The sequence below is a fragment of the Mesorhizobium sp. USDA 4413 genome, assembly GCF_056280365.1.
Window position 1 is genome coordinate 5,463,681 of sequence record NZ_JBVPRP010000001.1, and the last position, 25,493, is coordinate 5,489,173.

Below are 25,493 nucleotides of genomic sequence, written 5' to 3' on the forward strand. Positions count from 1 at the left end.
GCCCCGGGTACCCCAAGATGGGCTAGCCCATCTGCTCTAAATGTCACCCTGCTGCGCCGTCTGCTCGTCGCGCGGATTGATGATGCCGTCGACGATGATGGCTCCGAGCAGGATCGCCGCCTTGATCAGGTTCTGGTAGAGCAGCGGAATGTCGATGATGGTCATGGCGTTGAGCAGGATGCCGATCAGCGCCGCCCCCACCAGCACGTTGCGCACCCCGCCCCTGCCGCCCGAAAGGCCGATGCCGCCGATCACCGCCACCAAAACGATGTCGTAGAGCAGCGTCGAATTGACGATACGGGTGTTGATCGAATGCAGGCTGGCTGCCGTCAAAAGCCCGGCGATCAGCGCCACGAAAGCCGAGAGCACATAGCGCAGCACCAGCATGGGCCGCACCGGAACGCCGATGTTGCGGGCAGCGACCGGATTGTCGCCGGCAAAATAAATGAAACGGCCCCATTTGGTGTAGTGCAGGAACAGGAAGACTAGGAAAGCCAGCCCGGCAAAGACGAACACCTCGACCGGAATATCGAGGAAGCGAACGCCGCCGAGCAGCTCGACCCAGTGTCCGCCGGGAACCGGCACGGCATCCTGCGTGATCAGTTGCGACCGCACATAGCCGAACACGAAAGAGCCGGTGGCCAAAGTGACGAAGATCGCCGGCACGTCGGCATAGGCGACGAGGAAACCGTTGAGCAGGCCGATGGCGAGTACGCCCGCCAGCACATAGACGAAGGCGAGCCCGTCCGAGGTTCCGGTGTTGAGCAATTGCAGGTACCAGGCGACTGACATCGCCATGATCGCGACCGCCGAGAGGTCGATGCCGCGGCCGATGATGACGACCGCCATGCCGAGCGCCAGGATGCCGAGCACCGAGACCGAGCGGACGATGGCGACCAGATTGTCGGCCGTCAGGAACCCGGGCAGGCCGAGCGCAGCGGCGGCGAACAGCAGGATGGCGATGGCAAAAACGATGCCTTCCTGATTAAGGCGCCTCCAGTTCAGCCAGCCGGTCGCATTCATGGCTTATGTCTTTCGCCCCGATGGCAAGGCTTGCCGGCCTCCATCCCGCACGAAAGCTAATCGGCTCAACAGCGGCTCGTCAAATGAATCCGCGTTCAAGACCCGCGCCTCTCCGACTATTTGCCGAGTGGACGCATCGATTACCGAAACTGGCGCAATAGGCGGAAACTCTTGTGCTTTTTGGCGGTTCGCCAACGCGATCGCGCGATCTGTGGAAGAACCCGTGCGAAGGCGGCGCCGCTGGCGCAATTTGCGTCCGCAAAATGCGCCCCGGCGCGACCTCAATTGTTTGTCGAATGGCCTGAAACCTCGGCGCCGGCATTGGCCGGCAAGATCAGGAAGCGCATCGCCGCGAGGTATCGAGCTGGGACACGGCTGCGTTGTCGGGAGTGCCGATCATGACCCGCTGGTTGAACAGCGTAAGGCCGGACCAGTCCAGAGCTTATCCAACAAACTTCCGTGTCCCGGTTTCGCCTGTTATGGATGAGCCCGGGGGTGGCCGAGGAAAACGCATGAAGCCCATCTATATCGACTACCTCAATGCTCTCGACATTGACGCACTTGCAATGACCGACGCCGAGATCATCGGCGCCGTCGAGGCCGGGCTCGTCGCGCAGGGTAACGGCCAGACCGTTATCGAGCCGCGCGTCCATCTCGAGCCCGATCCCTCCTTCCACGGCCACTTCAACGTGCTGCGCGGCTATGTGGCGCCGCTCGATGCGGCAGGCGTCAAGATCGTCGGCGATTATGTCGGCAACTACATGCATGGCCTGCCGTCGGAATTCGGCATCCTCAATCTTTTCGATCCGCGCACCGGCACGCCGCGCGCCATCCTCGACGCCACCGTCATCACCGACATGCGCACCGGCGCCGTCACGGCCATCGGTGCCAAGCATCTGGCGAAGAAGTCGTCAAAAGTGCTCGCCCATATCGGCGCGCGCGGCACCGCCTACTGGAACGTGCGCCTGCTCGACCATCTCTTCGATTTCGACGAGATCCGCGTCCATTCGCGACGGCCCGACAGCCGCGATAGCTTTGCCGCGAAGCTCGCGGGCGACCTGAGCAAGCCGGTCATCGCCGTGGCCGACTGGAAAGGCTGCGTCGAAGGCGCCGATATCGTCGTCGAAGCCTCGCGGCTGCCGGAACCGCAGCCGCTGCTCAAGACCGAATGGATCAAGCGGGGCGCGCTGGTGGTGCCCTATGGCACGATGAGCGCGGTCGAGCTGTCGCTGACCGACATCATGCAGAAGATCGTCGTCGACGACTGGGGCCAATGCAAAAGCGGCAAATTCGGCTCGCTGCGCGCCCATGTCGAGACGGGACGGCTGAGCGAAGCGACGCTGCATGCCGAGCTGGGCCAGATCGCCGCCGGCCTCAAGGCAGGCCGGCAAAGCGATGGCGAGACGATCCTGTTTTGGCATCGCGGCCTCTCGCTGTCCGACATCGCGCTCGGTAAGGCCATGCTCGCCAAGGCCAGCGAAAAGGGCATCGGCCAGAGGCTGCGCTTCGCATGAGCCCGCTCGTTCTCACCGGTGCGGGCGTCAGCATCGAGGATGTGGTTGCCGCCGCGCGCAACGCCTGCAAGGTCGAGGTCACGCCGGCCGTCCTCGAAAGGCTCGACAAGGCACGCCAGGTCCTCGATGCCGCCGCGGCCGGCGGCCAGCAGATATACGGGCTGAACAGGGGCCTCGGCGCCAATCTCGTCACCGCGGTCGAAGGTGACGCGAGCGCCTTCCAGCGCCAGCTGATCGAAGGCCGCAGCGCCGCGGTCGGCGAGGCCCTGCCGACGCCGGCGGTGCGGGCGGCGATGTTTGCCCGTCTTGCCATGCTCGCGCCCGGCGGCTCGGGCCTGTCGCCGCGCGTATTCACCGCGCTGGTCGAAGCGCTCAATGCCGGCGTGCATCCGGTGATGCCGTCGCTGGGCTCGATCGGCGCCGGCGACCTTTTGCTGATGACGGCGATCGCCCGCGTGCTGGTCGGCGATGGCGAAGCCGAATATCAGGGCCGCCGCATGCCTGCCGCCAAGGCGCTGATGATGGCGCGGCTGGCACCCGTCAGCCTTTCGCCGAAGGACGGTCTCTCCCTGATCAACGCCTCGGCGGTTTCAGCCGGGACCGGAGCGCTGGCGCTGACTGACGCGCTGTCGGCGCTCGACCAGCAGCAACAGGCCGGCGCGCTGACGATGGAAGCCATCGGCGCCAACCGCACCATCCTCGATCCGCGCCAGCATCAGGCGCGTCCGGGTGCCTGCCAGCAACTTGCGGCGAAAGCCCTGCGCGACCTGCTGGCCCGCGATGAAGCGCCGGCGCCGACCACCATCCAGGATCCGCTGTCGATCCGCTGCATGCCCTCGATCCATGGCGCGCTGATCCAGGCGATCGACCATGCCAGGCTGGCTGTCGAGATCGAGCTCAACGCCGCCGCCGACAATCCGCTGGTGCTTGCCGAGGATGAGCTGGTCATGTCGACCGGCAATTTCCACACCGCGTCGCTGGCGCTCGCCTTCGAGACGCTTGGCCTGGCGATCGCGCAATGCGCGGCGGCATCCGCCGCGCGCTTCGTCCAGCTCACCGGCTCGACGCGTCATGGCCTGCCGAAATACCTCTCGCCGGTGGGCGGCGCTTCCGCCGGCTTCGTGCCGCTGCAGAAGACGGTGACGGCCATCCTGGCCGCGATCCGCCACAAGGCCAATCCGGTGATGCTCGATTTCCTGCCTGTGTCCGAGGGCGTCGAGGATCACGCCACGCAGACGCCGCTCGCCGTCGCGAAATGCGCCGAGATGATCGCGCTGTGGCGGCGGCTGATTACCTTCGAGCTGATGGCGGCAGCGCAGGCTGTCGATTTGCGCGAGGGTATGACGCTCGCGCCGGCCACGGGCACAATCCACGCGGCCGTGCGCTCGCATGTGGCGACGCTCAAGGAAGACAGGCCGCTCGGCATCGATGCGGAAGCGCTTTACGCCGCCCTCGCCAGCGGAATTTGGCAAGGTCTCCCGGCAACCGGCTGACGCTTTTCGACCCTGGGTTCAGGGCTTTGCCTCCACCTTCTTCATGAAGAGGGTAAGCTCGTCCGGATCCATGTGCACGATATGCCTGTGTTCCGGATAGGCGCCGCTGTTGACGTCGGCGACATATTCGGAAAACGCCGCGATGCGCTCCTGCTGCAGCCGGTCATATTCGGCGGCGAAGTTGCGGTAGACTTTCGAGTGGCGCGGCATGTGACCGCGATTGGTGCCGAGAATATCCTCGGCAAACAGGTACTGGGCGTCGCAGCCGGTGCCCGCGCCCATCGACAGCATGATCAGCGAGGTGCGCTCGGAAATCGCCTTCGCCACCTCGACCGGCACGACCTCGATCTCGGCGCCGATCGCGCCGGCGGCTTCCAGCTGCTTCACCGCCTCGAACACCTTCATCGCCGTGTCGGCGGTCTTGCCGACGGCCTTGAAGCCGCCGGTCCAGGTGGCGCGAGACGGGATTAGACCGACATGGCCGATGACGGGGATGGCGTCATCGGCCATGCGCTTGATCGTGGCATAGCCGGCGCTGCAATAGACGGCGTCGGCGCTTGCCTTGTAGAGGCGGAACGCCCAGCGCACGAAATCGTCGGCCGTGCCGATCTCGTAAAAATTGTCGCCCGGCATGGTGAAGAGGCTGGGCGCGGCATCGCGATATTGCGGATTGAGCACCAGCTCAGGCGGCACGGAGACGATATCCACCCCTGCCCGCTCGGCGGCCTCCGCCTCCTCCAGCGTCAGCACGCGCAGCATGGTCAATTGCCGCTTGCCCTTCATGGCACGCAGATCGGCAACGGTTGGTCTCTTTCGGCTCATTGATGTATCCCTGTTGATTCGCAAACGGCCCTCAGCCGATATCGATCATCACCTTACCGGCCTCGACCCGGACCGGATAGGTCTTGAGGTTGACGCAGACCGGCGCGCCCTTGGCCTCGCCGGTCTTGTAGTTGAAGCGGCCATTGTGCTTGGGGCATTCGATGATGTCGTCCATGACCAGCCCGTCGGCCAAATGCGCTTTTTCATGCGTGCAGTAGCCGTCGGTGGCGAAGAATGCGTCGTCCGGCGAGCGGTAGATCGCGAACGTGCGGCCGCCATGGTCGAAGCGGATCACATCCTCCTCGTCCACATCGTCCACCGCGCATGCTTCGACCCACTCCGCCATCGTCCTTCTCCGGCCATCATATTCTCTGGATTGCATGCGGCGCCTATTCGGCGGCGGCCGCCGTTATGTCGAGATCATGGAATTCGCCGCGATAGGGCTTGGCCGTCGGCGGCAGTTCGCGCTTGAGATAGTAGTCCTCATATTTCAGCTGCCTGAGCAGCACCGGCCAGACCTCGCGATAGGCGTGCCACATCGACGGATTCGCCACCGGCAGATCGTGCTTGATCAGCTCATGCAGCTTCGGCAGCGCGTGGTAAGGCACCATCGGGAACATGTGGTGCTCCACATGGTAGTTCATGTTCCAGTAGATGAACCGGCTGATCGGGTTCATGTAGACGGTGCGCGTGTTCAGCCGGTGATCGGTGACATTGTCGGCCAGTCCGATATGCTGCAACAGCCCCGTCAGCACCATGTGCCAGGTGCCGTAAAGGCGCGGCACGCCGATCAGCACCAGCGGTATCCACGACCTAAGCGCGATCGCGACAGCGATCGTCACGGCATAGACGACCATATGCCAGCGCGCTGCGATCACCGCCTTGTGCTGCTCCATCTCAGGGATGTAGCTCTTCTCGTCGTCCGACAATGTACCGAAGGCTTGGCGCACCAACGTCGGCAGCGAATAGCGGAAGTCGAGGATGCCGGTGAAGGCCAAAGCCGCCTTGATGAGGTCCGGCGGCCGCATCACCGCGATCTCGGCGTCGCGGCCGACAATGATGGTGTCGGTGTGGTGGCGCGCATGGCTCCAGCGCCACTGCACGGGGTTGCGCATCAGCATGAAGGAGGCGATGTGGTAGACGACGTCGTTCATCCAGCGCGTGCGGAAGGCGGTGCCGTGGCCGCATTCGTGCCAGCGTGAGTCGCTCGAAGAGCCATAGAGCACGCCATAAACGAACAGGAACGGAACGACCCACCATGTGCCCCAGAACCAGACGATGCCGGCCGCCGAGCCCAGGATCGCAGAAATCCATATGATGGTGTCGCGGATCGCCGGCCCGTCGGAACGCTGCATCAATTCCTTCATGGTCTTGCGCGGCACGTCCGTGTGGTACCATTCGGCCGAGGCGAGCCCGGTCTCAATCGCCCTGCGCGTGCTTTCGCCGACAAGGCTGTAGTCGCGCTTCTTTGCCACCGTCACATCGGCCTCCAATCTTCACGCAGAGCTGGCAATCCGGTCCGCCGGCCGGAGAGCTCGCTATGGATAAATGTCGCGCTCATGCCCTCCCCGCCAGTCTTGGGAAATTGCCGGATGGTTGAGGATAATCCTGCTCTGGCTGACGGGCGATGGCCGCGATCCTTCGTTCCGCATCTGCGATCGCATCCTTGCCATCGAGGACGCGAAACACCGCGTCATATGCGCGGGTCTCGCCATGCTCCAGCCAGATCATCTCACCGCGCTCGCGCGCAGCCAGGTTGCCGAGCACATGGTGCGTCGAGGGCTCGATGCCAAGCGCATACTGCCCGGCCTGGAAATTCTGCCACTCGTAGCAACAAGGCAATTGGTCCTTGCGGGTGACGACCTCGAAGCCGAGGCCAAGCCGGTCGTTGACGACGGCGACCGGCACTTCGCCCTTGCTGTCGGCGCCCAGCTCATGCTGCCAGACCTGTTCGCTGAAGCCGAGCTGAGGCCCGGAAACGGTACGGTAGCCGACCTTCTGCGCCTGGTAGCGTTCGCCGGCATGTGCTGCCCAGACCACGTCACGGATCGGCGCCAGATAGCGCGAGCCTTCGTCGAGAAGCGGATGCCCGACATTGACATGATAGAAATACATATGCGGCGTGCGATGGAAGCCGTGATTGACGACCCGGTCCGAAAGCCGGATCTCGCTGCCGCCGACATCGGCCTCGATGCGGCGGATGAGATGCAAATCTTCGCCGAACACGCTTGCCTGCTGGACGATTCCCTCCGCCCACAAAACGCAGCGGTCGCCGTCCCAGTTTTCGCCATAGCCGGTGAGCCGCGCCGGAATGGTGCCGACGCGTCCATGCAGCGAGTGCGTCACCGTCTTGCGGCCCGGGTAATTGTAGTTCTCCGCCGGCACCTTGTTGCGGCCGAGAATGTGGTCGAGGCCGCAGGTGACCAGCAGGCCGGAGAAGGACCGTCCCCAGGCAAAGCCGTCCTCGCCTTCATAGTCGTGGAGGCCCGGGTTGCGAAAACCGCTCGGCGAATGCCAGCCGATCGCCTGGCCCTTGTATTCGCAATCGGCAATGTCGAGTGCACGGTCGATTAGCGCCGTGAAGCGCAGGCCCGACCCTGTGCGGAATTCGAGCATGCGGATGCCGCGCTCGACGCCGTCGCCGAGCGTCATCAGCCGCACGCCTGCGAATTGCGACAGCATGCCGGAACGTTCCGCGACCTGCCGCCGTGAAAGCGTCTGTCCGTAGAGCTTCACCATGCCGTCACTGCGCCCTTTTCATCAGGGCCGACAGGTCGGCGCCGGTTATCAGGCTTTCCACGGTCAGAAGGTCGGTGTCGGCGACCGTCTGCTCGGCGACGATCTCGCCGCGGCGCATGACGATGATGCGATCGGCGACTTCGAACACATGGTGGATGTTGTGGGTGATCAGAAGCACCGAATGCCCGGCCTCGCGCATCTCCTTGACGAAGCGCAGCACGCCATGCGTTTCCTCGACGCCGAGATTGTTGGTCGGCTCGTCGAGGATGATCACCTTGGCGGCGAACTGCATGGCGCGCGAGATGGCGATCGACTGGCGCTCGCCGCCGGACAGCGTCGAGACCAAGGCGTCGGCGTCGAGCTTCTTCGAAATGCCGACGCGCTTGAGCAGCGCCGAGGCCGCATCGCGCAGCTTGGCGAGGTCGAGCGGCGCGAACACGCCGAGCCATTTGAGATTGACCGGCTCGCGGCCGAGGAACAGGTTGCGTGCGATGCTGAGGTCGGGCGCAAGCGAAGTGTCCTGATGGATGGTCTCGATGCCGAGATCCATTGCCTCGCGCGTCGAGCGGATCGAGACCTTCTCACCCCGCACATAGATGTCGCCGCGATCGATCGGGAAGACGCCGGAGATCGCCTTGATCAGCGTCGACTTGCCGGCGCCGTTATCGCCAAGCAGCGCGACCACCTCGCCCTCCTTGAGCGTCAGCGAGGCATTCTTCAGCGCGCGCACGCTGCCGAAGGATTTTTGTAAGTTCTGCAGCCGGAGCACTTCCTGCATCATTGTCAGCTCCTTGCGGCGTTTTTCTGCAGCAGAGCGTGCAGGATGAGCATGGCGAGGATGATGACGCCGACGAAGATGTTGTAGGCGAGCCCCGGCACGCCGACGAGCACGATGCCGTTGCGGATCGCGCGCAGCATCAGCGCGCCGACGATGGTGCCGAGGATGGTGCCTCGCCCGCCGGTCAGCGCCGTGCCGCCGACCACCACCATGGCGATCACTTCGAGCTCATAGCCGGTTCCCGCCACCGGCGAGGCCGCCGAGATGCGGAAGGCGCTGATCATGCCGGCAAGCCCTGCGAGCACCGAGGTCAGGGTGAAAAGCCAGATCTTGACGGCGTCGGCCGGCACGCCGCGCGCCACCGCCGCGTTGCGGTTGGAGCCGATGGCGCTGATCCAGTTGCCGAGCTTGGCGTAGCGCAGCACATAGACCGCAAGCAGCGAGAGCCCGATGAACCACCAGAGCGAGGTGTAGAAGCGGAACGCGCCGATGTTGAAGCTGCCGGCGAGCAGCGTGACGAAAAAGCCCGGCTGGTCCCAGGACTTCAACGGAAAGCCCTGCGTGATGTAGAGCGCGGCGCCGCGTACGATAAGCAGCATCGACAGCGTCACCAGGAAGGACGAGATGCCGATCTTGGTGACGATGACGCCGTTGATGGCGCCGATCGCGATGCAGAGCAGCAGCCCGGCGAGCAGCGCCACGCCGATATCGACGCCGGCGTTCTGTACCAGGAGCATCACCACGACGGGGGCGAGCGCGAAGACCGCGCCGACCGACAGGTCGAATTCGCCGGCGGTCAGAAGCAGCGTCATGCCGAGCGCGATAATGCCGAGCTCCGGCAGGAACGCCATCATGTTGGAGATGTTGAGCGGCGACAGGAAATTGCCGTCGGCAACCGCGAACACCACCAGAAGCACGACGAGGATGACGAAGGAGGAGAATTGCGGCGAGCGCATCAGACTCGACTTGGCCTTCGCACGCCCCGCGCCATCTTCCGCTGTAACTGCCCCGGCTTGCTGGACCATGACTTGCTGAACCATGCTTTCTGCGTGGCGCCCGACGTTCACACGACGGGCGCCAGTTCTCTCACTTCTTGTCGTAGAGCTTCAGGATCGGCTCGACGCTGGAGGCGTCGTAGAGGCCGAAGGTGTGGATGTCGTAGCCGATCGGCTCGCCCGAAGCGGCGAGGCCGAGCAGCGCGACCGGCATGAAGCCCTGGGCCGACGGATACTGCCAGGCGGCGGCGTTGACGAAGCCGTCCTTGACCGCCTGGGCCGTCTCCTTGGAATTGCCCCAGCCGACGACCGGAATCTTGCCGGCCGGAATGCCCGCGCCGTCGAACACCCGCTTGACGCTGGCCGCAACGGAGTCGCCCAGCGCAATGATCGCCGGCGGATTGTTGGCGACCATATAGTCGGTCATCTTGGCGATGATGCCGGCCGGATCGGTGCCGCAGTCGACCACGTCATACTTGATGCCGAGCGGATCGAAGACGCCGGCGATGCCCTCGGTCTCGAGTTGCTGGTAGCTGGCGCCGGGCACCTCGACCGGCAGGAACACCTTGTCTCCCTGCTTCACCATCTTATGGTCGACGAGATACTTCGCCCAGATGGCGCCGGCTTCCTTGAGGTCGGCGCCGACATAGGCCTGGCGACCGGTTGCCGGATCGTCGGTGTTGAAGAACACGATCGGAATGCCGGCGGCCTTGGCGGCCTTCACTTCCTCGGTCCACAGACCTGGCTGCGCCGAGGTCGTAGCGATGCCGTCCGGCTTAGCGGCGAGCGCCGAGTTGAAGGCCTCCTTCTGCGCCGCCATATCGCCGCCGCTGAAGGAGATCTTGCAGGTCACCTTGAGCTGGTCGCAGGCCTTGGTCGCGCCGGCGTTCCAGTCGATCCAGAACGCGTCCGACGGGCCGCCATGCGACAAGAGATAAAACGTCTTCTGGCCGTCCTGCGCCTGCGCAGCTGAGCCGAAGGCGAGGCCCGCAAGCACAGTCGCCGCGGCCGCCAGTTTCAATCCGAATTTCAACATCTCGTTTCCTCCACTTGTCTGGTGCAAGCCGCAGGCGCCGCCGCGAAGCGCGGCGCCTGCGCAATCTCAGAGGCCGTTCTCGCGGAACTTCCCGTCGAGGAACTTCTTGGCGCGCGGCACGTCCTCTTCCGACAGATGTTCGATTATCACCGGGATGTTCGGATGCTTCTCGGCGAGACGCTTGAGGTAGAGGTCGTAATTCAGCGAGCCGAGGCCCGGCGCCGGCAGCTCGATCTCGCCGACACCGCGGAAGGTGTGGCTTTCCATTGCGTCGGCGTCACCGATATCGGCATGCTTCTCGGACTTGTCGTCGCCCGAGCGCTTCACGTCCTTGGCATGGGCGATCTTGATCTTGTCGGTCAGCGTGTCGAAGACCTGGTTGAGGATCTGGTCCATACGGTCGATGTTGTGGGACTCGAAATAATTGGTCGGGTCCATCAGCAGGCCGAGGCCGGGATGGTCGACCTGCGCGAACATCTTCACCGTCTCCTCGACCGAGCCGACGACGTTGTTGACATAGGTCTCGAGCAGGAACACCGCGCCGTGATCGTAAGCCGTCTGGGCAAGGTCGGCGATCACCTTGCGGCATTCCTCAAAACCTTCCTCGGTCTTGTTCTTCGGGTGATGCACCCAGTCGGACTCTGTGTTGTAGGTGCCGGTTTCCGAGATCACGTAAGGCGAGCCGAAATGGCGCGCATTGCGGATGATCTCCTTGAGATAACCGACGCGCTTCTCGCGCTCCGCTTTGTCCGGGTGGATGATGTTGGTGTAGCCCGACACGCAGCAGACCGGCAGGTTATGGTCGCGGAAGACATCCCGCACCCTCTTCGCCTTGTCCTTGGTGATCTGGCCCGCCGACAGGTCGATGTCCTTGAAGTGCAGGTCGAGCTGCACCGTGTTGAAACCGAGACCGCGGATCTTCTTTGCCGTCTCTTCGAGGCCGTACGGGAAATAGCCCGTGAAAATGCCTGCCTGCATCATGGTGTGAATTCCTCCTTGTAGCGATTCAGTTGATTCAGTTTGTCGGGATCTCGGAGAGCTTGACCGTGCGGCCCGCGGCCATCGAGCGATAGCCTGCCTCGACCAGCGCCATGGTCTTGACGTTGTCGGCAACGGAAAGCGCCGGCGGCGTGCCCGTCTTCACGGCATGCTGCAGCTGTTCCATCACGCCGATGAAGGCATGCGGGAACCACATCGTTTCCCAGCTCGGGCTCACCCATTCCCCGCCGGTCGTCTCGGCCGAAGCGTAGGTCAGCGTCGAGGCGGCACCCGTCGGCCAGCCGATCGTGCCCTTGGCGACGCCCTTGGTGCCGTCGACACGCCAGTTGATATGCTGGTCGTCCCTATAACCCTCTTGGCGCGGGCCGGACCAAACGTCCTCCAGCGACACGGCAAGCACGCCCGACGGGAAGCGCAGCGTCGATACGGTGATGCCGTCGGAGTGATCGAACTGGGTGCGCGGGTCCTTTCGCGTCAGCGTCGTGATCTCGTCCGGGTCGCCGAAAAGGAAGCGCAACACGTCGAGATGGTGCACGCTCATATTGGCGAGCGTCAGCCGGTCGTAGCCCTGAAGGAAGGTCTGCCAGTGCGGGATCGCATGCATGTCGATCTGCGCGAAGACGATGTCGCCGAGCGCGCCGCTGTCGATGATCTGCTTCAGGACGCGCATCGATTGGTCGTAGCGCATGTTCTGGTTGACCGAGAGGATCTTGCCGGCCTTCGCCGCCTCGTCACGCAGCTTGACGGCCTCCTCGACCGACAGCGCCAGCGGCTTTTGCGCCAGGATCGCCTTGATGTGCTTCTGCTTCAGCGCATGGCGGATCAGCGCCGGCTGCTGGTCGGGCGGGAAGGCAAGATCGATGATCTCGACTTGTTCGTCCTCGATCAGATGTTCCGGCGTGTCGTGCACCGTCGGAATGCCCCAGCGGGTGGCGACCTTCTCGGCGTTCGCCTTGGTGCGCGAGGCGATCGCCACAACCGGAAAGCCTGCTTCCTTGTAGGCCGCCAGATGACACTCGGCCATGATCATACCGGCGCCGACGCAGCCGATTTTGTAGTCCCTGGTGCGAACCTTGACGTCCGGCTCGAAGCCTTTTTCTGCCATTTCTTCCTCCCGAAATTCTGTCGCCGCGGCGGCCGTCACAACGCGCCTCCGTCCCGGCCGAAATAATGCACTCTGGCCGGCTCGCAGGATATCGCCACCATCGCATCCGGCCTGATGTCGGGCTGGCCGCGCAGCAGCGCCCTGAGCCGCGCCTGCCCGGCAGCGAGTGTCACCACGGTGTAGCCGCCGAGCGGCTCGACCTCGAACACCCGCGCCGGGCGGCCCGAGCCCCCTTCCGCCGTCTCGTTGTCCGTCCACGGCCGGACCTTGATGTCTTCCGGCCTGAGCCCGATCTCGATCGCCTCGGCCGGCGCTTTGTCGTCGGCGATGCGGATCACGCCTTCCGCAGCCTCGATCCCGCTTGCGCCGCGCACCGACGGCAGGATGTTCATCATCGGCGAGCCGAGCATGCGCGCCACATAGGCGCTGGCCGGACGGTCGTAGATTTCGGCCGGCGCGCCGATCTGCCTGATCCGGCCGTTCTCCAGGATCGCCATGCGGTCGGCGACCGACATCGCCTCCTCCTGGTCATGCGTGACATAGATCAGCGTCTTGCCGAGCTCGCGCTGGATGCGCTTCAGCTCGACGCGCGTTTCCTCGCGCAGCCTGGCATCGAGCGCCGAGATCGGATCGTCCATCAGATAGGCGGCCGGATCGCGCACCAGGGCGCGCGCGATCGCCACGCGCTGCCGCTCGCCGCCGGAAAGCTGCGCCGGCGGCTTGTGCAGGATATGGCCGATATGCAGCTTAGCTGCGACGTCGGCGAGGCGCTTTTCGATCTCGGCCTCGGCCACCTTCCGCTCGACCAGCGGGAAGCGGACATTGTCGCGCGCGCTCATATGCGGGAACAGCGCAAGGTTCTGGAACACCATGGCGACGTTGCGCTCGGCTGGCGAGACGCTGTTGACCGGCTTGCCGCCGATCAGGATCTCGCCCTCGTCCGGCTGCTCCAATCCGAGCACCAGCCGCAGGATCGTCGACTTGCCGGACAGCGGCGGCCCGAAGAAGCAGAAGAACTCGTTGTCGTTGACGGTGAAGGAAGCATCGTCCACGGCAAGTGTTTTGCCGTAGCGCTTGGTGACATTGCGGAAAACGATATCGGCCATGGCTCAGCCCGCCCTCACTGCAAGGCCGGTGGCTGCGTCGAAGACGCGCACCGACGAGGCCGGCGGCGCCACGACCGCCGTCTGCCCGACCGACAGGCCGACATCGTTCTCGAACACCGCCTTGACCGCACTCTCGCCTTCGCCCAGATGGACGATGGTGCGCGCGCCGATCCGCTCGACGAAGCTCACCGGCATCGAGAGCCCGCGCACGGCAAGCGTCACCTGCTCCGGCCGGAAACCGTAAAGCACGTCGCCACGCACCGCGCGCACGGCCGAAGCCAGGTCATCCGACAAGGGCGGTGTGACGCCGAGCGGTCCGAGGTCAATCACCAGCCCGCGGTCGCTTTGCGCCGGCCTGCCCTTCAGCAGGTTCATGCCCGGCGCGCCGATGAAGCGCGCGACGAAGACATTGGCCGGGTTGTTGTAGACCTCGAGCGGCGTGCCGACCTGCTGCAGCACGCCGTGATCCATCACCGCGATGCGGTCGGCCATGGTCATGGCCTCGAGCTGGTCATGCGTGACATAGACCATGGTCTGCCTGAACTGGCGCTGCAGCTGCTTGAGCTCGGTGCGCATCACCGCGCGGAAGGCCGCGTCGACATTGGAGAGCGGCTCGTCGAGCAGGAAGATCGCCGGCTCCATGATCGCCGAGCGGCCGATCGCCACGCGCTGCAGGATGTTGACCGACAGCCTGTCGGCCTTGCGGTCGAGCAGCGGCGAAAGCTGCAGCATCTCGGCGATGGCGCCGACGCGGCGATCGATCTCGGCCTTGGCGGTGCCGCGCATCTTCGGACCGTAGGCGAGGTTCTGCCGCACCGTCATATGGGTGAAGATGGCGTAGTTCTGGAAGACGAAACCGACGCCGCGCCGCCCCATCGGGACGCCGGCCATGTCGCGCTCGCCGAACAGGATCTTGCCGCTGGTCGGCTCTTCCATGCCGGCGATCATGTTCATCGTCGTCGATTTGCCGCAACCCGATGGTCCAAGCAGCGCCATGAACTCGCCATCGGCGATCTCGAGGTCCATCGTCTTCAGCGCGGCGAAGTCGCCGAACTTTTTGACCAGGTTTTGCAAGTGGATCGCGCTCATGCCGGCACCTCCCGGCTCTTCGCCATGCGCTTCATGGCGTAGACCGCGACGATCGAAAGCACGATCAGGATGGCGAGCGCGATGGCCGCCACATAGCCCCAGATCAGGTCCTGGGTGGTGACCTTGTAGATGTAGACGGAGATCGTCTCGGTGGCGACGCCCGGGCCGCCGCCGGTCATGATATAGAGCGTGTCGAAGATCTTGAAGTTCTCAATCACCCTTATCGCCAAGGCGATGATGATGATCGTCTTCATCTTCGGCAGCACGATGGTGGTGAAGCGCTGCCAGGCATTGGCGCCGAGCAATGTGGCCGCTTTCATTTGATCCTCCGGTACACCGACCAGGCCGGCGAGCAGGATGAGGAACATCAGCGGCGTCCACTGCCAGATGTCGGCGATCATCACCGCGATCAGCGCCAGGTTCGGATCGGAAAGCCAGGCGATCGTCACCGGCGTGCCGACGATGCGCGACAGGATGTCGTTCACCGGGCCGCCTGACTGGAACAGCATGAAGAACATGTAGCCGGCGACCGCTGGCACGACCATCATCGGCATCAGCAGGATCGAATAGAAGATGCGCTTGCCGGGAAAGTCGTCGGCGAAAAGCGTCGCCAGCGCCAGACCCAGCAGGAACTCCGCCGGCACGCAGACCAGCATAACGATCGCCGTGCGCTGCAAGGCGCTCCAGAAGCGTGTGTCGGCCGCGAGGTCGGTATAGTTGGCGAAGCTGTTCCACATCTCCGAGGCGTTCCACCAGCCGATGCCCGAAAGCGGCGACCAGTCGGTGACGCTGATGTAGAGCTGCATCAGAAGCGGAAAGGCCGAGATGAACAGCACCAGGATCTGCGCCGGCAAGGTCAGGCGGAAGCCCAGCCGCGCGCCCTCGTCAGGCGCGACGGACTTCGTCCGCGCGTCCATCTTGTCCTCCGAAATCGTCGCCGTCAGCGCGCTCATTGCTTGAGCGCTCCGAACGTCAGCCCGCGCACCAGATGGCGCTGGATGGCGATGCCCATGATCACCGGCGGCACCGCCGCGATCAGGCCGAGCGCGGCCTTGGCGCCGTAGAGCTGTCCGGTCATCGAGGACGACAGCGACGCCATGTAGACGGGAATCGTCACCCATTCGCGCGTCGTCAGCAGCAGCGCGATGAGATAATCCGACCAGTTGAGGATGAAGACGAAGAGCGCGGCGCTCGCCAGCGGCGCGCGCATCATCGGCAGCGTGATGCGGGTGAAGACGCGCAGCCGCGAGCAGCCCTCCACGAGCGCCGCTTCCTCGATCTCGCGCGGCATGTCGTCGAAGAAGGTCTTCATCAGCCAGAAGGCGAAGGGCAGCGTGACGATGCCATAGATCAGCGCCAGCCCCCACCATGTGTCGTTGAGGTTGAGGAACGCCCACATGATCATCACCGGGATCATCACCGCCATCGGCGGAAACAGCCTGAGCTGGATAAGCGCCAGCGGCAGGTTCTGGCCGGAGCCGAAGCGCGACAGGCCGTAGGCGGCGGCGGTGCCGGCCGACATGGCGATCACGGTCCCGAACACCGCCGACAAGAGCGACGACAGGATCGGCTTCACCGCCGTGTGGTCGAGCGCGACGATCAGGTCGTTGGTGGAGTGGCCGAACACGAATCGGAAATTGGCAAGCGTCGGCTGCTTCGGCCACCAGGTCAGGTCGGCGCCGGTCGCCGACCATTCGCCGATCGGCTTGAAGGCCATCGACACCATCCACAGGATCGGCACCAGCGTCACCGCCATCGCCGCGAGGATCGCGGCGTAGCGGAACATCTCGAAGGGAACGGAACGCTTCATCTGGCTGCTTTGCTGGTGGCGTTAGGAAGGAGGGGAAGAGCTGACGCCCCTCCCCTCCGGTTCTGATCCAGGGAGGCGGATCAGCTGATTGGATCGAGAACCGTGGGCCAGGCCTCCTTGTTGGTCTTGATGGCTTCGAGGAGCTTGTCCTCGCCGATGCGGCGCGCGATCTTCTTCCATTCGCGTTCGGTGTCGGCCATCGCCTGCTCCGGCGTCTTGGCCTTGGTCAGCGAGGCCACGAGGTTCTCGTCGAGCGCGTTGTGGAAGGCCGTGGCGCCGGGGTAGTTGATGGTCGGCACCGTGCGTGCCACCGTCTCGCGCACCACGTCCATGTGGTAGGCGTGATAGGTCTGGCGCACGAGCGGATCGGAGAAGTCCGAGAGCCGGAACGGATCGAGATAGCCGCCGGGATTGGCGCTCATCCAGGCATAGATGCGGGCAGAACCCAGCCACTGCAGCAGAAGGTAAGCGGCTTCGGGGTTCTTCGACTGCGACGAGACCATGCCGGTCAGCGAGAACCACAGAACCGAACGGCTGATCAGCTTGCCGTCGATCTCGCGTCCCGGCGGCAGCATCGATCCGATCTTGCCGGTGACGGCCGAATCCTTGTTGCCGGCATTGTCGAGGAATTTCGGCAGGTTGGAGAAGGCGCAGGTCATCGCAGCACCTCCCTTGGCAAAGTTGCCGTACTGCTCCGGCCAGCCCCACGAGATCGCGTCAGGCGAATGATGCGCCAGCGACTCCACATACTCCTTGGTGGCGGCGATACCGTGCTCGGAATTGATCAGCGGCTTGCCGTCGTCGCCGAACAGGAACTGGTTGGGCGAGGCCATCGAGACATAGCGCTGGTACCAGTTGGTGTAGCCCCAGCCCTGGTTGCGCAGGTCGGTCGAGCCGAACAGGCCCTTGTCCGGCCGCTGGAAGAAGGCCGCGACGTCGCTGTGCTGCTTCCAGGTCTTCGGCGGGGCAAGGTCGTAGCCGTATTTGTCCTTGAAGGCCTTCTGCTCGGCGGCGTCGCCGAACAGGTCGGCGCGGTAGACCCAGGTCTGGAAATCGCCGTCCAGCGACACGCCATAGGTCGAGCCGCGATACTGGTTGAGCAGCGACACTCCCTTGGCGCCGTTGACGTAACCCTGCTTCGGATCGTCCCATTCCGGCTTGTGCTTGGCGACGAAGTCGTCGAGCTTGGCGATGCCGCCGGTTTCGGCAAGATCGCCGAGGCGGTTCCATTCGGTCGAATAGATGTCGTAGGCCCCACCCTTGGTGGAGATGTCCTGCATCGTCTTGGTGAATTCCTGGCCGTTCGGCAGGCCGACGATCTCGATCTGGATGCCGGTTTCCTTCTCCCACAGATCCTTGATCGATGGCGCGCCGGCCGGGAAAGGCTTGGTCAGCTGGCCGATCGAGCCGTCGGACAGACCGAGAACGATTTTCGCCGGCGCCTTGCCGGCCGCCTTCAGCGCCTTGGCCGCCTCGACCGCGCGCCCTTCCGGCGTGTCGGGCCCGTACTGATAGCGCTCCGCGCCGTCGAAGCCGGTCGGCCCGCCGATCATGCCGGGCGCCAGCGCGTCTGCCGCGAAGGCGCGGCCGGGGCGAATGAATTGCGGTGCAATACCGGTCGCGGCGACGAACACCGCGGCCTTTCCTCCGGACGCCAGCAGGCGGCGCCGCGACATGCGGATCAATTGAGACATCGAATTCCTCCCTCGGGCCCGTTCCTCCATGGCCCGCGTGAGGGATATTGACGACAGCGTGTGAAGCCTGTCAACATCATAAATACTCAAAATACGTCATAAAATCGCAAGTGAGGGAGAAAATGCAGTCCGCCGAACCCATCATATCGCTCCCATTGCTTGGATTTGAGGGGCTTTCGCCGCGATCCGACCAGCTTGGCCGGACCTTCGGCGCCTTATGTACCGCGCCGGCTTGCGCGCAAGCCAAGGGCGGTTACATCATTTCACATCAGAATCGCGGTTGCGGCTGAGCGTTTCCGCGGAACTGAGTGGAAGCTGCGTGATTCTGATGCTTGCGATGAGGTGCTCGACGTGCGGTCAACCCTGACAGACATAGCCCGGGAAGCCGGCGTTTCTCCTGCCACGGTCGACCGTGTGCTGAACAACCGCCCGGGGGTGCGGGCACGCACGCGCGAGATCGTCATCGAGATGGCGCAGCGCCTGGGCTACATCGCCGAAACGCCGAACGGAAGTCAGCCGCGCGCCGTGCCGGGGCAGACGATAAGGCTCGACTTCGCCCTGCCGGCCGGCACCAACTCCTTCATCAAGCTCTTGCACCGGCACATCGAGGCGCAGGCGTTGACACGGCCCGATCTCGACGTCCGCGTCACCACCATCGAAGGCTTCAACCCCGACCGGCTCGCCCGCCTGCTGCAGGATCTGCACGGCCAGACCCAAGGTGTGGGCGTCATCGCGCTCGACCACCCGACGGTGCGCGAGGTGATCCGGTCGCTGTCGGCCAGCGATATCAAGGTCGTCACCATCGCCTCCGACATCCTGCATGTGCCGCGGGTCGCCTATATCGGCATCGACAACCGCGCCGCGGGCCGGCTTGCCGGCTATCTGCTCAACCGCTTCATGGGCGCCGGCCGTCCGGGCAAGGTGGCGTTGTTCGCAGGCTCGCTCGCCTATCGCGGCCATGAGGAACGCGAGATGGGTTTTCGCCATATCGTCGCCGAGGAATCTCCCAACCTCGAAATCGTCGAGATGCGCGAAATGCTCGATGACCGCGAGAAGGCCTATTCGGAAGCCTCCGCCCTGCTCGAGCGCCATCCGGATCTCGCCGCGATCTACAATGTCGGCGCCGGCAATACCGGCATCGCCCGCGCGCTGAAGGAGCGCGGACGCGCGAAGGAGATCCTCTTCCTCGGCCATGAGGTGACGGACGGCACGAAGGAGCTTTTGCTCGACGGCACGCTCGACGCGGTGATCGACCAGAATCCGCGCGTCGAGGCCAGGGAGGCGCTCAACATCCTGTCGCATTCGGTCAGGGGATTGCCCTACGAGCTCCATCAGCCACGGTTGCAGGTCATCTTCCGCGAGAGCATCCCGGAGATTTGAATCGTCTCGTCCTGGCTTCGAGCAGCAGCAGTTTCAGGCCGCGATCAGCACAGTGCTGTCCGGCGACCAGCTGAGCACCACGGGCTGACCTTCGGCCAGCCTCTCGGCCCCGGTGTTCTGGACGATCACCTTCAGCGTCTGGCCGTCGCGCTCGACGAAATAGGTGCTGTTGTTGCCGGCGAAGATGCGCTTCGAGACCCACCCTGCGAGCACGTTCGCATTGCCGGCACCGGCAGTCGCAGCGCCGGTCGAGATCCGGATGCGCTCCGGCCGCACGGCACAGCTCGCCTTGGCGCCGGCCGGCACCGATGCGCCTGTCGAAGCGGCGATCGTCGTGCCGTCCGACAGCTTGATCCCGGAGCCGGTCGCGTCGCCGCGAAAGATATTGGCGTCGCCGAGGAAGGTCGCGGCGAATTCGCTTTGCGGCCTGTCGTAAATCTCTTCCGGCGGCCCTTCCTGCACCAGCCGGCCGTCACGCAGGATGCCGATCCGATCGCTCATTGTCAGCGCCTCTTCCTGGTCATGCGTGACGAAGATGGTGGTGATGCCGATCTCGCGCTGGATGCGCTTCAATTCGATCTGCATGTCGACGCGCAGCGCCTTGTCGAGCGCGCCGAGCGGCTCGTCGAGAAGCAACACGCGCGGCTTGGTGACGATGGCCCGCGCCAGCGCCACGCGCTGGCGCTGGCCGCCCGAGAGCTGGTGCGGCTTTCGCCCGCCGAGCTTGCCGAGCTGCACGAGGTCGAGCGCGCGCTGCACTTCCGCTGCAATGGTCGCCTTCGGCTCGCCGCGCACCGAAAGGCCGAACGCGACATTGTCGGCGACGCTCATATTGGGAAACAGCGCATAGTTCTGGAACACCATGCCGATGCGCCGCTTCTCGACCGGCACGCGCTCGACGCTTTCGCCGCCGATGGCGATGCGGCCTGAGTCCGGAAAGTCGAAGCCGGCGATCTGCCTGAGCAGCGTCGTCTTGCCGCTGCCGGAGGGCCCGAGCAGCGCGTAGAAGCCGCCGTCCGGAAAATCGATCGAGACATCGTCCAGCGCCTTGTGCGCACCGAAACTGCGGGAGACGTTCGCTACCTGGACGCCGGCCATTATTATTTCTCTCCGCCGAATTTGAAGAAGCGCGCCGTGAGCAGCATCAGTGCCATCGACACGACAATGATGATGGTCGAGACCGCGTTGATCTCCGGGGTAAAACCCTTGCGGATCGCGGCATAGATTTCGACCGGCAGAGTCGTCTGGCCGGGCGTCGACAGGAAATACGAGACCACGAACTGGTCGAACGACACGGCAAAGGCGAACAGCCCGCCGGCGATCACTCCGGGCATGATCCACGGCAAGGTGACGCGCATGGTCACCTGCCACTGATTGGCGCCCAGCGAGCGCGCCGCCTCTTCCAGCTCTGGCGCGAAGGTCTGCAGCCGCGCCGAGACGACGACGATCACGTAGGGCAGCGCCAGCGCGACATGGCCGAGCAGGATTGCCACCAGCCCGCGGCCGATGCCGACTCCGAAGAAGAAGATCAGCATCGCGGTGCCGGTGATCAGCCATGGAATGGCGATCGGCGGAAAGAGCAGCGCCTGCAGGATTTTTTTGCCGCGGAACTCGTAGCGGTAGAGTGCCAGCGACGCCATCGATCCAAGCACGGTCGAGATCAAAGTGGTGATGATTGCGATCTCGATGCTGTTCCAGGTCGCCGCGATCAGTTGGTCGTTCTGCCAGAGCGAGGCATACCAGTCCGTCGTCCACTCGAAAGGCAATTGATAGAAGGGCGAGGCGTTGAAGGACATCGCCGCCATGATGATGATCGGCAGGTAGAGGAAGGCGAGCAGCAGCACGATGTAGAAGCGCCCGAGCCATTCGAGGATGCGCGTCGTCGCCATCAGCCGGCTCTCCGCAGGACCGGCGCGGCTAAAGCGAGGATGATCAGCACGACCGCGAGCAGGATGAAGGAGAGCGCGGCGCCCAGCGGCCAGTTGAAGACGGCGACGAACTGGTCCTCTATGACGGTGCCGTAGAAGGTGCCGGTGCGGCCGCCGAGGATGCGCGGCTCCATGAAGGAGCCGACCACCGGCACGAAGATCAGCGCCGCTCCGGCGATCAGGCCCGGCATCGAAAGCGGGATGATCACCCGCCACAGCACCTGCCGCCGTGAGGCGCCAAGCGATCGTCCCGCCTCGATCAGCGAGTCGTCGATGGCCTGCAGCGTGAGATAACAGGTGAGCACCATATAGGGCACATAGGAGTGCACGAGCCCGATGATGACGGCCGGATAGGAATACATGAGATCGATGTTGATCTTGAACGGCAGCACGGCGTTGAGCGCCGTGTCGAGAATGCCGCCTTCGCGCAGCACCATCGCCCATGAGAAGATCCGCACCAGCCCGTTCGACCAGAAGGGCAGGATGACGAGCAGGAAGATAGCCTCGCGGCTGCGGCCCTTGAGCACCTTGGCCAGCACATAAGCCGCCGGGTAGCCGATGACGACGCACCACAGCGTCACCTCGAGGCCGAGCCGCAGCGATGCAATCAGCAGCGTCGAATAGAGGCTTTGCGAGAAGAAAGCCGCGTAATTGCCGAGCGTGAACGACCACTCCTTTCCGGCCAGCGGCAGGTCGGTCATGAACGAGAAGAAGGCCATGGCCGACAGCGGCAGGAAAATCGCCACCGTCAGCCACAGATAGGCGGGAAGGAGAAGCGGCAGCGCCGGTCTCAGTCCGCGGCGCGAACCGATCGCAAGCTGGTGGGCCATTTTTTGCCTCTCCTCCCCGAAAGACGCCGACTACTTCACGTTGACTTTCAGCTCCTGCCACAGCGCCAGATACTTCTCGCGTTGCTCGTCCGTGATCGGTGCCTGGAACTGGATGCGCTTGGCAACATCCGGGCTACCCATGACCTTGCGGTTGAAGGCGTCCTCGGGCAGCGCCTCGACCGCCTTGGTGTTGGCCGAGACCGGCGCACCGACCTTGGTGACCCATTCGACGTAGAATTTCGGGTCGATCATGTAGTTGATGAAGGCCTCGGCGCCCGCGACGTTCTTCGAGCCGACCGGGATCGAGAACGCGTCGAGCCAAGCGACGGCGCCTTCCTGCGGGATGACCAGCGAGACCGGCAGCTTGAAATGCGTCTTGGCGCGGTCGGCCGAGCCGCTCCAATAGGTACCGATGTCGATCTGGTTGGAGGCGACCATCTGGTTCCAGTCGTTCTCCGAGCTCCAGAAGGTCTTGATTTGCGGCATCAGCGAGGTGAGCTTCGCCTTGACCGCATCCATATCCTTGATGTCGTTGATGTTCTGCCCCGATGCGATGGCGCCGAATTGCACCGCCTCGACGGCGTCGTCACGAATGATGACGCGGCCCTTATGCTTCGGATCCCACATCTCCGCGATGCTCGTCGGCGGCTTGTCGAAGGACTTGTCATTGATGGCCAGAGCCGTCAGGCCCCACACCCACGGCACGCCATAGACCTTGCCGTCATGGTTGAGCATCGGCGAGCCCGCCTTATCCTTGGCGATGTCGGCATAGTTGGAGAGCTTCGAGACGTCGATCGGCTGGATCAGCTTGCCGGCCATCGCCTGGTCGTTGAAGGCGGCGTTGATCATGACGACGTCGTAGAGGCCGGGATTGGTGCGGATCTTGGTCAGCATCTCCTGTTCGGAGTTGAAGAAGTCGTTGACCACCTTGTAGCCGGTCGCCTTCTCGAAATTGGCGACCGCCCATGGCTCGTCGGCGCCGTAGCCTTTCCAGTTGAGCACATGCACTTCCTCGGCGGCTTGTGCGGCCCAAGGGAATGTACAAACCGTGAAGGCTGAGACGAAGACGGCGGTGGCCGTCAGAAAAGCGGTCAGTTTGGGCATGCGCATGTTCTTTTCCTCTCATTGTTTGCCCGATTGACGGGCTTGTTAAGTTGCAGTCGCTTCCGCCCGGCCAAGCGCGGTCGTCGCGTCGCCGCGCTGGGTCAGGAATTCCTGGATTTCCGTGTCGGTCGGCGCCGAAGACCCGCCATGGCGGGTGACCGAAAGCGCCGCGGCCGCATTGGCGTAGCGTGCCGCCTCGCAAGGGGACATGCCGCGCGAAAGGCCGCTAACGAAGGCGCCGATATGCGTGTCACCGGCCCCGTTAGTGTCGACGGCTTCCACCTTGAAGCCGGGCACCGCGCGGGTGCCGCCATCGGCCATGCGCACGAGGCAGCCATGCGCGCCGGCGCGGATGACGACGCCTTCGGCTTTGCGGCAATGGTCGGCGAGCAATCGGATGGCGACGGTTTGTCCATCGCCGGCGCCGGCAATCTCGGCGGCCTCATTGGTGTTGCAGCTCAGCCAGGTCGTACGCGCCAGAACCCTGTCCAGGATCGGCCGGGGAATATCGGCGATCACCGGCGTCGGATCGAACACGAAAGGAATGCCGGCTGGCAGCGCCTCGATCCAATCCGCGAGCGCATCGCGGCTGCCGGGATAGCTCAGCGTATAGCCCGAGGCGAAAACCCAATCGCCTGGAACGACTTGAACCGGCTTCATCATGGCGAACGTGAGCCGGCTCTCGGCACCCGGCCAGGAGACGAAGGTGCGCTCGGCGTCGCCGCTGATCATGGCGACGCAATTGCCGCTGTCCATCGAGGGCGACGGCGGCGTCAGCGTTTCGATGCCTTCGGCGGCGAAAGCGGCGCGCAGGAAGTCTCCGTCCGGCCCGGTGCCCAACTGGCCGCCGAACACCACCTTCATGCCGGTGCGGCTTGCCGCGACCATCATGTTGAAACCGCCGCCGGCGACGCGGGCGTAGCTCGTCGCGGTCTTTTCCGTGCCGGCCGCGGGCAGGGCGTCGATGCGGTAGACATAGTCGACCACCGCGCTGCCGACATGGACGAGCCGTCCGCTCATGCGGCATCCTCCTTGCCAGGGCTGGCCTTGCGGCTGCGTGCGGCGACCAGATCCTCAGCCAGCGCGCGAATCTGCGCGATATCGATGCCACGAAGTTGGGCGATGCGATCCTGCGGCAGCTTCGACAGCCCGGCGCAGGCGCCGGCCATGCCGGCGGCAATCGCGCCGATCGTGTCGGTGTCGCCGCCGAGATTGGCGGCGATGACGGCAGCCCGCCACGCGTCGCCTTGCGCGACCTCCAGCACCGCGAAGGCCGCCGGCACCGATTCCTGGCTGGCGACGCCGGTGCCGACCAGGTCGACGATCAGCTTGATGGCTTCCTTCTCCGCCTTGCCGCGAACGAGTTCCTGCGCCCAGAGGATGCGCTGGGCAATGTCGCCACCAGTAACCCAATGGCCAAGCGCAGCACCAAGTTTTGCGGCAGCGACCGCATGGCTCGAAGCGGCGCGCCAGTCGCCGCCCGAAACGCCGAAACTGACCGCAGCAGCGACCCCGGCGGCCGAGGCGATGGCGATCGAGGTATTGTGCGTGGCCCGGCAGGTTTCCGCGACTTTGGCGACCAGCGCCTCGAGCGGCTCCGGCGGCATCATGATGCCGACCGGCGCGATCCGCATCGCAGCGCCGTTGGTGTCACCGCCGCGTCCAGCCTCCTCGGCCGGCGCGCCCTTGTTGATGGCGTCGATGGCGCGCTTGGTCGATGGTCCAAGCAGGTCGTAACTGCCGCGCGCCTTGACGTCCCGCTCCCAGTCGAGCAGCGCATTGACCCAGCGCGCGTGATCGAAGCGGTCGCCGGACTCGACGAGGATGCGGCCAAGCAACAGCGCCTGCTCGGTGTCGTCGGTGATCGTGCCGGCGGGCAGCCCTTTCGACACTGGGTGATCGGCTGAGGGTGCGACGAAATCCTCGACATGGCCATAGAGCGCGGCGATGCGGGCGGGCGACAGAAGCTGAGTCGGCATGCCCAGCGCATCGCCAAGCGCTCCGCCGATCAGCGCGCCCATGGCCGTATCGATCGCCTCCCCTGCCAT

Annotated in this window: 24 protein-coding genes; 3 read left to right on the forward strand and 21 right to left on the reverse strand. The window is 64.4% G+C overall.

The window, feature by feature from the left end; all coding sequences use genetic code 11:
* Window positions 1-36: 36 nt before the first annotated feature.
* Window positions 37-1,023 carry an ABC transporter permease gene (locus tag ACVMIM_RS26700; protein ID WP_476115534.1) on the reverse strand — a complete coding sequence of 329 codons (987 nt, stop codon included), beginning with the start codon at window positions 1,021-1,023 and terminating at the stop codon, window positions 37-39.
* Between the two features lie 512 nt (window positions 1,024-1,535).
* Between ACVMIM_RS26700 and ACVMIM_RS26705 the strand changes: the two genes are divergently transcribed.
* Window positions 1,536-2,537, forward strand: coding sequence for an ornithine cyclodeaminase family protein (locus ACVMIM_RS26705; RefSeq protein WP_476115536.1), 1,002 nt, complete (start codon window positions 1,536-1,538; stop codon window positions 2,535-2,537).
* Window positions 2,534-4,030, forward strand: a complete 1,497-nt coding sequence (locus tag ACVMIM_RS26710; protein ID WP_476115538.1) for an HAL/PAL/TAL family ammonia-lyase — start codon at window positions 2,534-2,536, stop codon at window positions 4,028-4,030. Before ACVMIM_RS26705 ends, ACVMIM_RS26710 begins: the two co-directional genes overlap by 4 nt.
* Window positions 4,031-4,048: 18 nt before the next feature.
* Here ACVMIM_RS26710 and ACVMIM_RS26715 read toward each other — a convergent pair whose 3' ends face one another.
* The 14 genes from ACVMIM_RS26715 to ACVMIM_RS26780 form a co-directional block, all read right to left on the reverse strand.
* The gene (locus ACVMIM_RS26715; protein ID WP_476115540.1) at window positions 4,049-4,852 is read right to left on the reverse strand and encodes a 3-methyl-2-oxobutanoate hydroxymethyltransferase; all 804 of its coding nucleotides are present in this window, start codon (window positions 4,850-4,852) and stop codon (window positions 4,049-4,051) included.
* A gap of 31 nt (window positions 4,853-4,883) precedes the next feature.
* The gene (locus ACVMIM_RS26720) at window positions 4,884-5,198 is read right to left on the reverse strand and encodes a MocE family 2Fe-2S type ferredoxin (RefSeq protein ID WP_278048260.1); all 315 of its coding nucleotides are present in this window, start codon (window positions 5,196-5,198) and stop codon (window positions 4,884-4,886) included.
* 43 nt (window positions 5,199-5,241) lie between these two features.
* Window positions 5,242-6,327 carry a fatty acid desaturase family protein gene (locus ACVMIM_RS26725; protein ID WP_476117372.1) on the reverse strand — a complete coding sequence of 362 codons (1,086 nt, stop codon included), beginning with the start codon at window positions 6,325-6,327 and terminating at the stop codon, window positions 5,242-5,244.
* A gap of 82 nt (window positions 6,328-6,409) precedes the next feature.
* Complete coding sequence (locus ACVMIM_RS26730; protein ID WP_476115542.1) at window positions 6,410-7,591, reverse strand: aldose 1-epimerase family protein; 1,182 nt, start codon at window positions 7,589-7,591, stop codon at window positions 6,410-6,412.
* 4 nt (window positions 7,592-7,595) lie between these two features.
* On the reverse strand, window positions 7,596-8,372 hold the full coding sequence (locus ACVMIM_RS26735) for an ATP-binding cassette domain-containing protein (protein WP_040996008.1): 777 nt from the start codon (window positions 8,370-8,372) through the stop codon (window positions 7,596-7,598).
* Window positions 8,373-8,374: 2 nt separating this feature from the next.
* Entirely contained in the window at window positions 8,375-9,325 is a 951-nt protein-coding gene (locus tag ACVMIM_RS26740; protein WP_476117374.1) for an ABC transporter permease, read from the reverse strand.
* 130 nt (window positions 9,326-9,455) lie between these two features.
* Entirely contained in the window at window positions 9,456-10,400 is a 945-nt protein-coding gene (locus ACVMIM_RS26745) for a sugar ABC transporter substrate-binding protein (RefSeq protein WP_278048263.1), read from the reverse strand.
* Window positions 10,401-10,466: 66 nt separating this feature from the next.
* Window positions 10,467-11,381 (reverse strand): sugar phosphate isomerase/epimerase family protein, encoded by a 915-nt coding sequence (locus ACVMIM_RS26750; protein ID WP_476115544.1) that lies wholly within the window; start codon window positions 11,379-11,381, stop codon window positions 10,467-10,469.
* Window positions 11,382-11,415: 34 nt separating this feature from the next.
* Window positions 11,416-12,504, reverse strand: coding sequence for a Gfo/Idh/MocA family protein (locus ACVMIM_RS26755; RefSeq protein WP_476115546.1), 1,089 nt, complete (start codon window positions 12,502-12,504; stop codon window positions 11,416-11,418).
* Between the two features lie 35 nt (window positions 12,505-12,539).
* A complete protein-coding gene (locus ACVMIM_RS26760; protein WP_476115548.1) occupies window positions 12,540-13,610 on the reverse strand; it encodes an ABC transporter ATP-binding protein in 1,071 nt (356 codons plus the stop codon).
* 3 nt (window positions 13,611-13,613) lie between these two features.
* On the reverse strand, window positions 13,614-14,699 hold the full coding sequence (locus ACVMIM_RS26765) for an ABC transporter ATP-binding protein (protein WP_476115549.1): 1,086 nt from the start codon (window positions 14,697-14,699) through the stop codon (window positions 13,614-13,616).
* On the reverse strand, window positions 14,696-15,652 hold the full coding sequence (locus tag ACVMIM_RS26770) for a carbohydrate ABC transporter permease (RefSeq protein WP_476115551.1): 957 nt from the start codon (window positions 15,650-15,652) through the stop codon (window positions 14,696-14,698). The genes ACVMIM_RS26765 and ACVMIM_RS26770 overlap by 4 nt, the downstream gene beginning before the upstream one ends.
* Window positions 15,649-16,509: a carbohydrate ABC transporter permease gene (locus ACVMIM_RS26775; RefSeq protein ID WP_476115552.1), complete on the reverse strand. Its 861-nt coding sequence runs from the start codon at window positions 16,507-16,509 to the stop codon at window positions 15,649-15,651. The genes ACVMIM_RS26770 and ACVMIM_RS26775 overlap by 4 nt, the downstream gene beginning before the upstream one ends.
* An 80-nt stretch (window positions 16,510-16,589) precedes the next feature.
* A complete protein-coding gene (locus tag ACVMIM_RS26780; protein ID WP_476115554.1) occupies window positions 16,590-18,203 on the reverse strand; it encodes an extracellular solute-binding protein in 1,614 nt (537 codons plus the stop codon).
* 351 nt (window positions 18,204-18,554) lie between these two features.
* Here ACVMIM_RS26780 and ACVMIM_RS26785 point away from each other — a divergent pair, with 351 nt between their 5' ends.
* The gene (locus tag ACVMIM_RS26785) at window positions 18,555-19,583 is read left to right on the forward strand and encodes a LacI family DNA-binding transcriptional regulator (RefSeq protein ID WP_476115555.1); all 1,029 of its coding nucleotides are present in this window, start codon (window positions 18,555-18,557) and stop codon (window positions 19,581-19,583) included.
* 33 nt (window positions 19,584-19,616) lie between these two features.
* Here the strand turns inward: ACVMIM_RS26785 and ACVMIM_RS26790 are convergent, their stop codons facing one another.
* From ACVMIM_RS26790 to ACVMIM_RS26815, 6 genes are read right to left on the reverse strand one after another with little or no spacing between them, the layout of a single operon-like run.
* Window positions 19,617-20,681: an ABC transporter ATP-binding protein gene (locus ACVMIM_RS26790; protein WP_476115557.1), complete on the reverse strand. Its 1,065-nt coding sequence runs from the start codon at window positions 20,679-20,681 to the stop codon at window positions 19,617-19,619.
* Window positions 20,682-20,683: 2 nt separating this feature from the next.
* Entirely contained in the window at window positions 20,684-21,472 is a 789-nt protein-coding gene (locus ACVMIM_RS26795; RefSeq protein ID WP_476115559.1) for an ABC transporter permease, read from the reverse strand.
* A complete protein-coding gene (locus ACVMIM_RS26800; protein ID WP_476115560.1) occupies window positions 21,472-22,341 on the reverse strand; it encodes an ABC transporter permease in 870 nt (289 codons plus the stop codon). Before ACVMIM_RS26800 ends, ACVMIM_RS26795 begins: the two co-directional genes overlap by 1 nt.
* Before the next feature lie 30 nt (window positions 22,342-22,371).
* Entirely contained in the window at window positions 22,372-23,451 is a 1,080-nt protein-coding gene (locus tag ACVMIM_RS26805; protein ID WP_476115562.1) for an ABC transporter substrate-binding protein, read from the reverse strand.
* Window positions 23,452-23,490: 39 nt separating this feature from the next.
* On the reverse strand, window positions 23,491-24,465 hold the full coding sequence (locus tag ACVMIM_RS26810; protein ID WP_476115564.1) for a PfkB family carbohydrate kinase: 975 nt from the start codon (window positions 24,463-24,465) through the stop codon (window positions 23,491-23,493).
* Window positions 24,462-25,493: an ADP-ribosylglycohydrolase family protein gene (locus ACVMIM_RS26815; RefSeq protein WP_476115566.1), complete on the reverse strand. Its 1,032-nt coding sequence runs from the start codon at window positions 25,491-25,493 to the stop codon at window positions 24,462-24,464. Before ACVMIM_RS26815 ends, ACVMIM_RS26810 begins: the two co-directional genes overlap by 4 nt.

Excerpts from the sequence above, each read along its gene's own strand:
- ACVMIM_RS26710 (WP_476115538.1), top strand. The coding sequence starts at position 2,534 with ATGAGCCCGCTCGTTCTCACCGGTGCGGGCGTCAGCATCGAGGATGTG.
- ACVMIM_RS26715 (WP_476115540.1), bottom strand. The coding sequence starts at position 4,852 with ATGAGCCGAAAGAGACCAACCGTTGCCGATCTGCGTGCCATGAAGGGC.
- ACVMIM_RS26750 (WP_476115544.1), bottom strand. The coding sequence starts at position 11,381 with ATGATGCAGGCAGGCATTTTCACGGGCTATTTCCCGTACGGCCTCGAA.
- ACVMIM_RS26705 (WP_476115536.1), top strand. The coding sequence starts at position 1,536 with ATGAAGCCCATCTATATCGACTACCTCAATGCTCTCGACATTGACGCA.
- ACVMIM_RS26790 (WP_476115557.1), bottom strand. The coding sequence starts at position 20,681 with ATGGCCGGCGTCCAGGTAGCGAACGTCTCCCGCAGTTTCGGTGCGCAC.
- ACVMIM_RS26745 (WP_278048263.1), bottom strand. The coding sequence starts at position 10,400 with ATGTTGAAATTCGGATTGAAACTGGCGGCCGCGGCGACTGTGCTTGCG.
- ACVMIM_RS26780 (WP_476115554.1), bottom strand. The coding sequence starts at position 18,203 with ATGTCTCAATTGATCCGCATGTCGCGGCGCCGCCTGCTGGCGTCCGGA.
- ACVMIM_RS26800 (WP_476115560.1), bottom strand. The coding sequence starts at position 22,341 with ATGGCCCACCAGCTTGCGATCGGTTCGCGCCGCGGACTGAGACCGGCG.
- ACVMIM_RS26760 (WP_476115548.1), bottom strand. The coding sequence starts at position 13,610 with ATGGCCGATATCGTTTTCCGCAATGTCACCAAGCGCTACGGCAAAACA.
- ACVMIM_RS26755 (WP_476115546.1), bottom strand. The coding sequence starts at position 12,504 with ATGGCAGAAAAAGGCTTCGAGCCGGACGTCAAGGTTCGCACCAGGGAC.
- ACVMIM_RS26775 (WP_476115552.1), bottom strand. The coding sequence starts at position 16,509 with ATGAAGCGTTCCGTTCCCTTCGAGATGTTCCGCTACGCCGCGATCCTC.
- ACVMIM_RS26795 (WP_476115559.1), bottom strand. The coding sequence starts at position 21,472 with ATGGCGACGACGCGCATCCTCGAATGGCTCGGGCGCTTCTACATCGTG.
- ACVMIM_RS26805 (WP_476115562.1), bottom strand. The coding sequence starts at position 23,451 with ATGCGCATGCCCAAACTGACCGCTTTTCTGACGGCCACCGCCGTCTTC.
- ACVMIM_RS26720 (WP_278048260.1), bottom strand. The coding sequence starts at position 5,198 with ATGGCGGAGTGGGTCGAAGCATGCGCGGTGGACGATGTGGACGAGGAG.
- ACVMIM_RS26810 (WP_476115564.1), bottom strand. The coding sequence starts at position 24,465 with ATGAGCGGACGGCTCGTCCATGTCGGCAGCGCGGTGGTCGACTATGTC.
- ACVMIM_RS26700 (WP_476115534.1), bottom strand. The coding sequence starts at position 1,023 with ATGAATGCGACCGGCTGGCTGAACTGGAGGCGCCTTAATCAGGAAGGC.
- ACVMIM_RS26815 (WP_476115566.1), bottom strand. The coding sequence starts at position 25,493 with ATGGCAGGGGAGGCGATCGATACGGCCATGGGCGCGCTGATCGGCGGA.
- ACVMIM_RS26735 (WP_040996008.1), bottom strand. The coding sequence starts at position 8,372 with ATGATGCAGGAAGTGCTCCGGCTGCAGAACTTACAAAAATCCTTCGGC.
- ACVMIM_RS26730 (WP_476115542.1), bottom strand. The coding sequence starts at position 7,591 with ATGGTGAAGCTCTACGGACAGACGCTTTCACGGCGGCAGGTCGCGGAA.
- ACVMIM_RS26740 (WP_476117374.1), bottom strand. The coding sequence starts at position 9,325 with ATGCGCTCGCCGCAATTCTCCTCCTTCGTCATCCTCGTCGTGCTTCTG.
- ACVMIM_RS26770 (WP_476115551.1), bottom strand. The coding sequence starts at position 15,652 with ATGAGCGCGCTGACGGCGACGATTTCGGAGGACAAGATGGACGCGCGG.
- ACVMIM_RS26765 (WP_476115549.1), bottom strand. The coding sequence starts at position 14,699 with ATGAGCGCGATCCACTTGCAAAACCTGGTCAAAAAGTTCGGCGACTTC.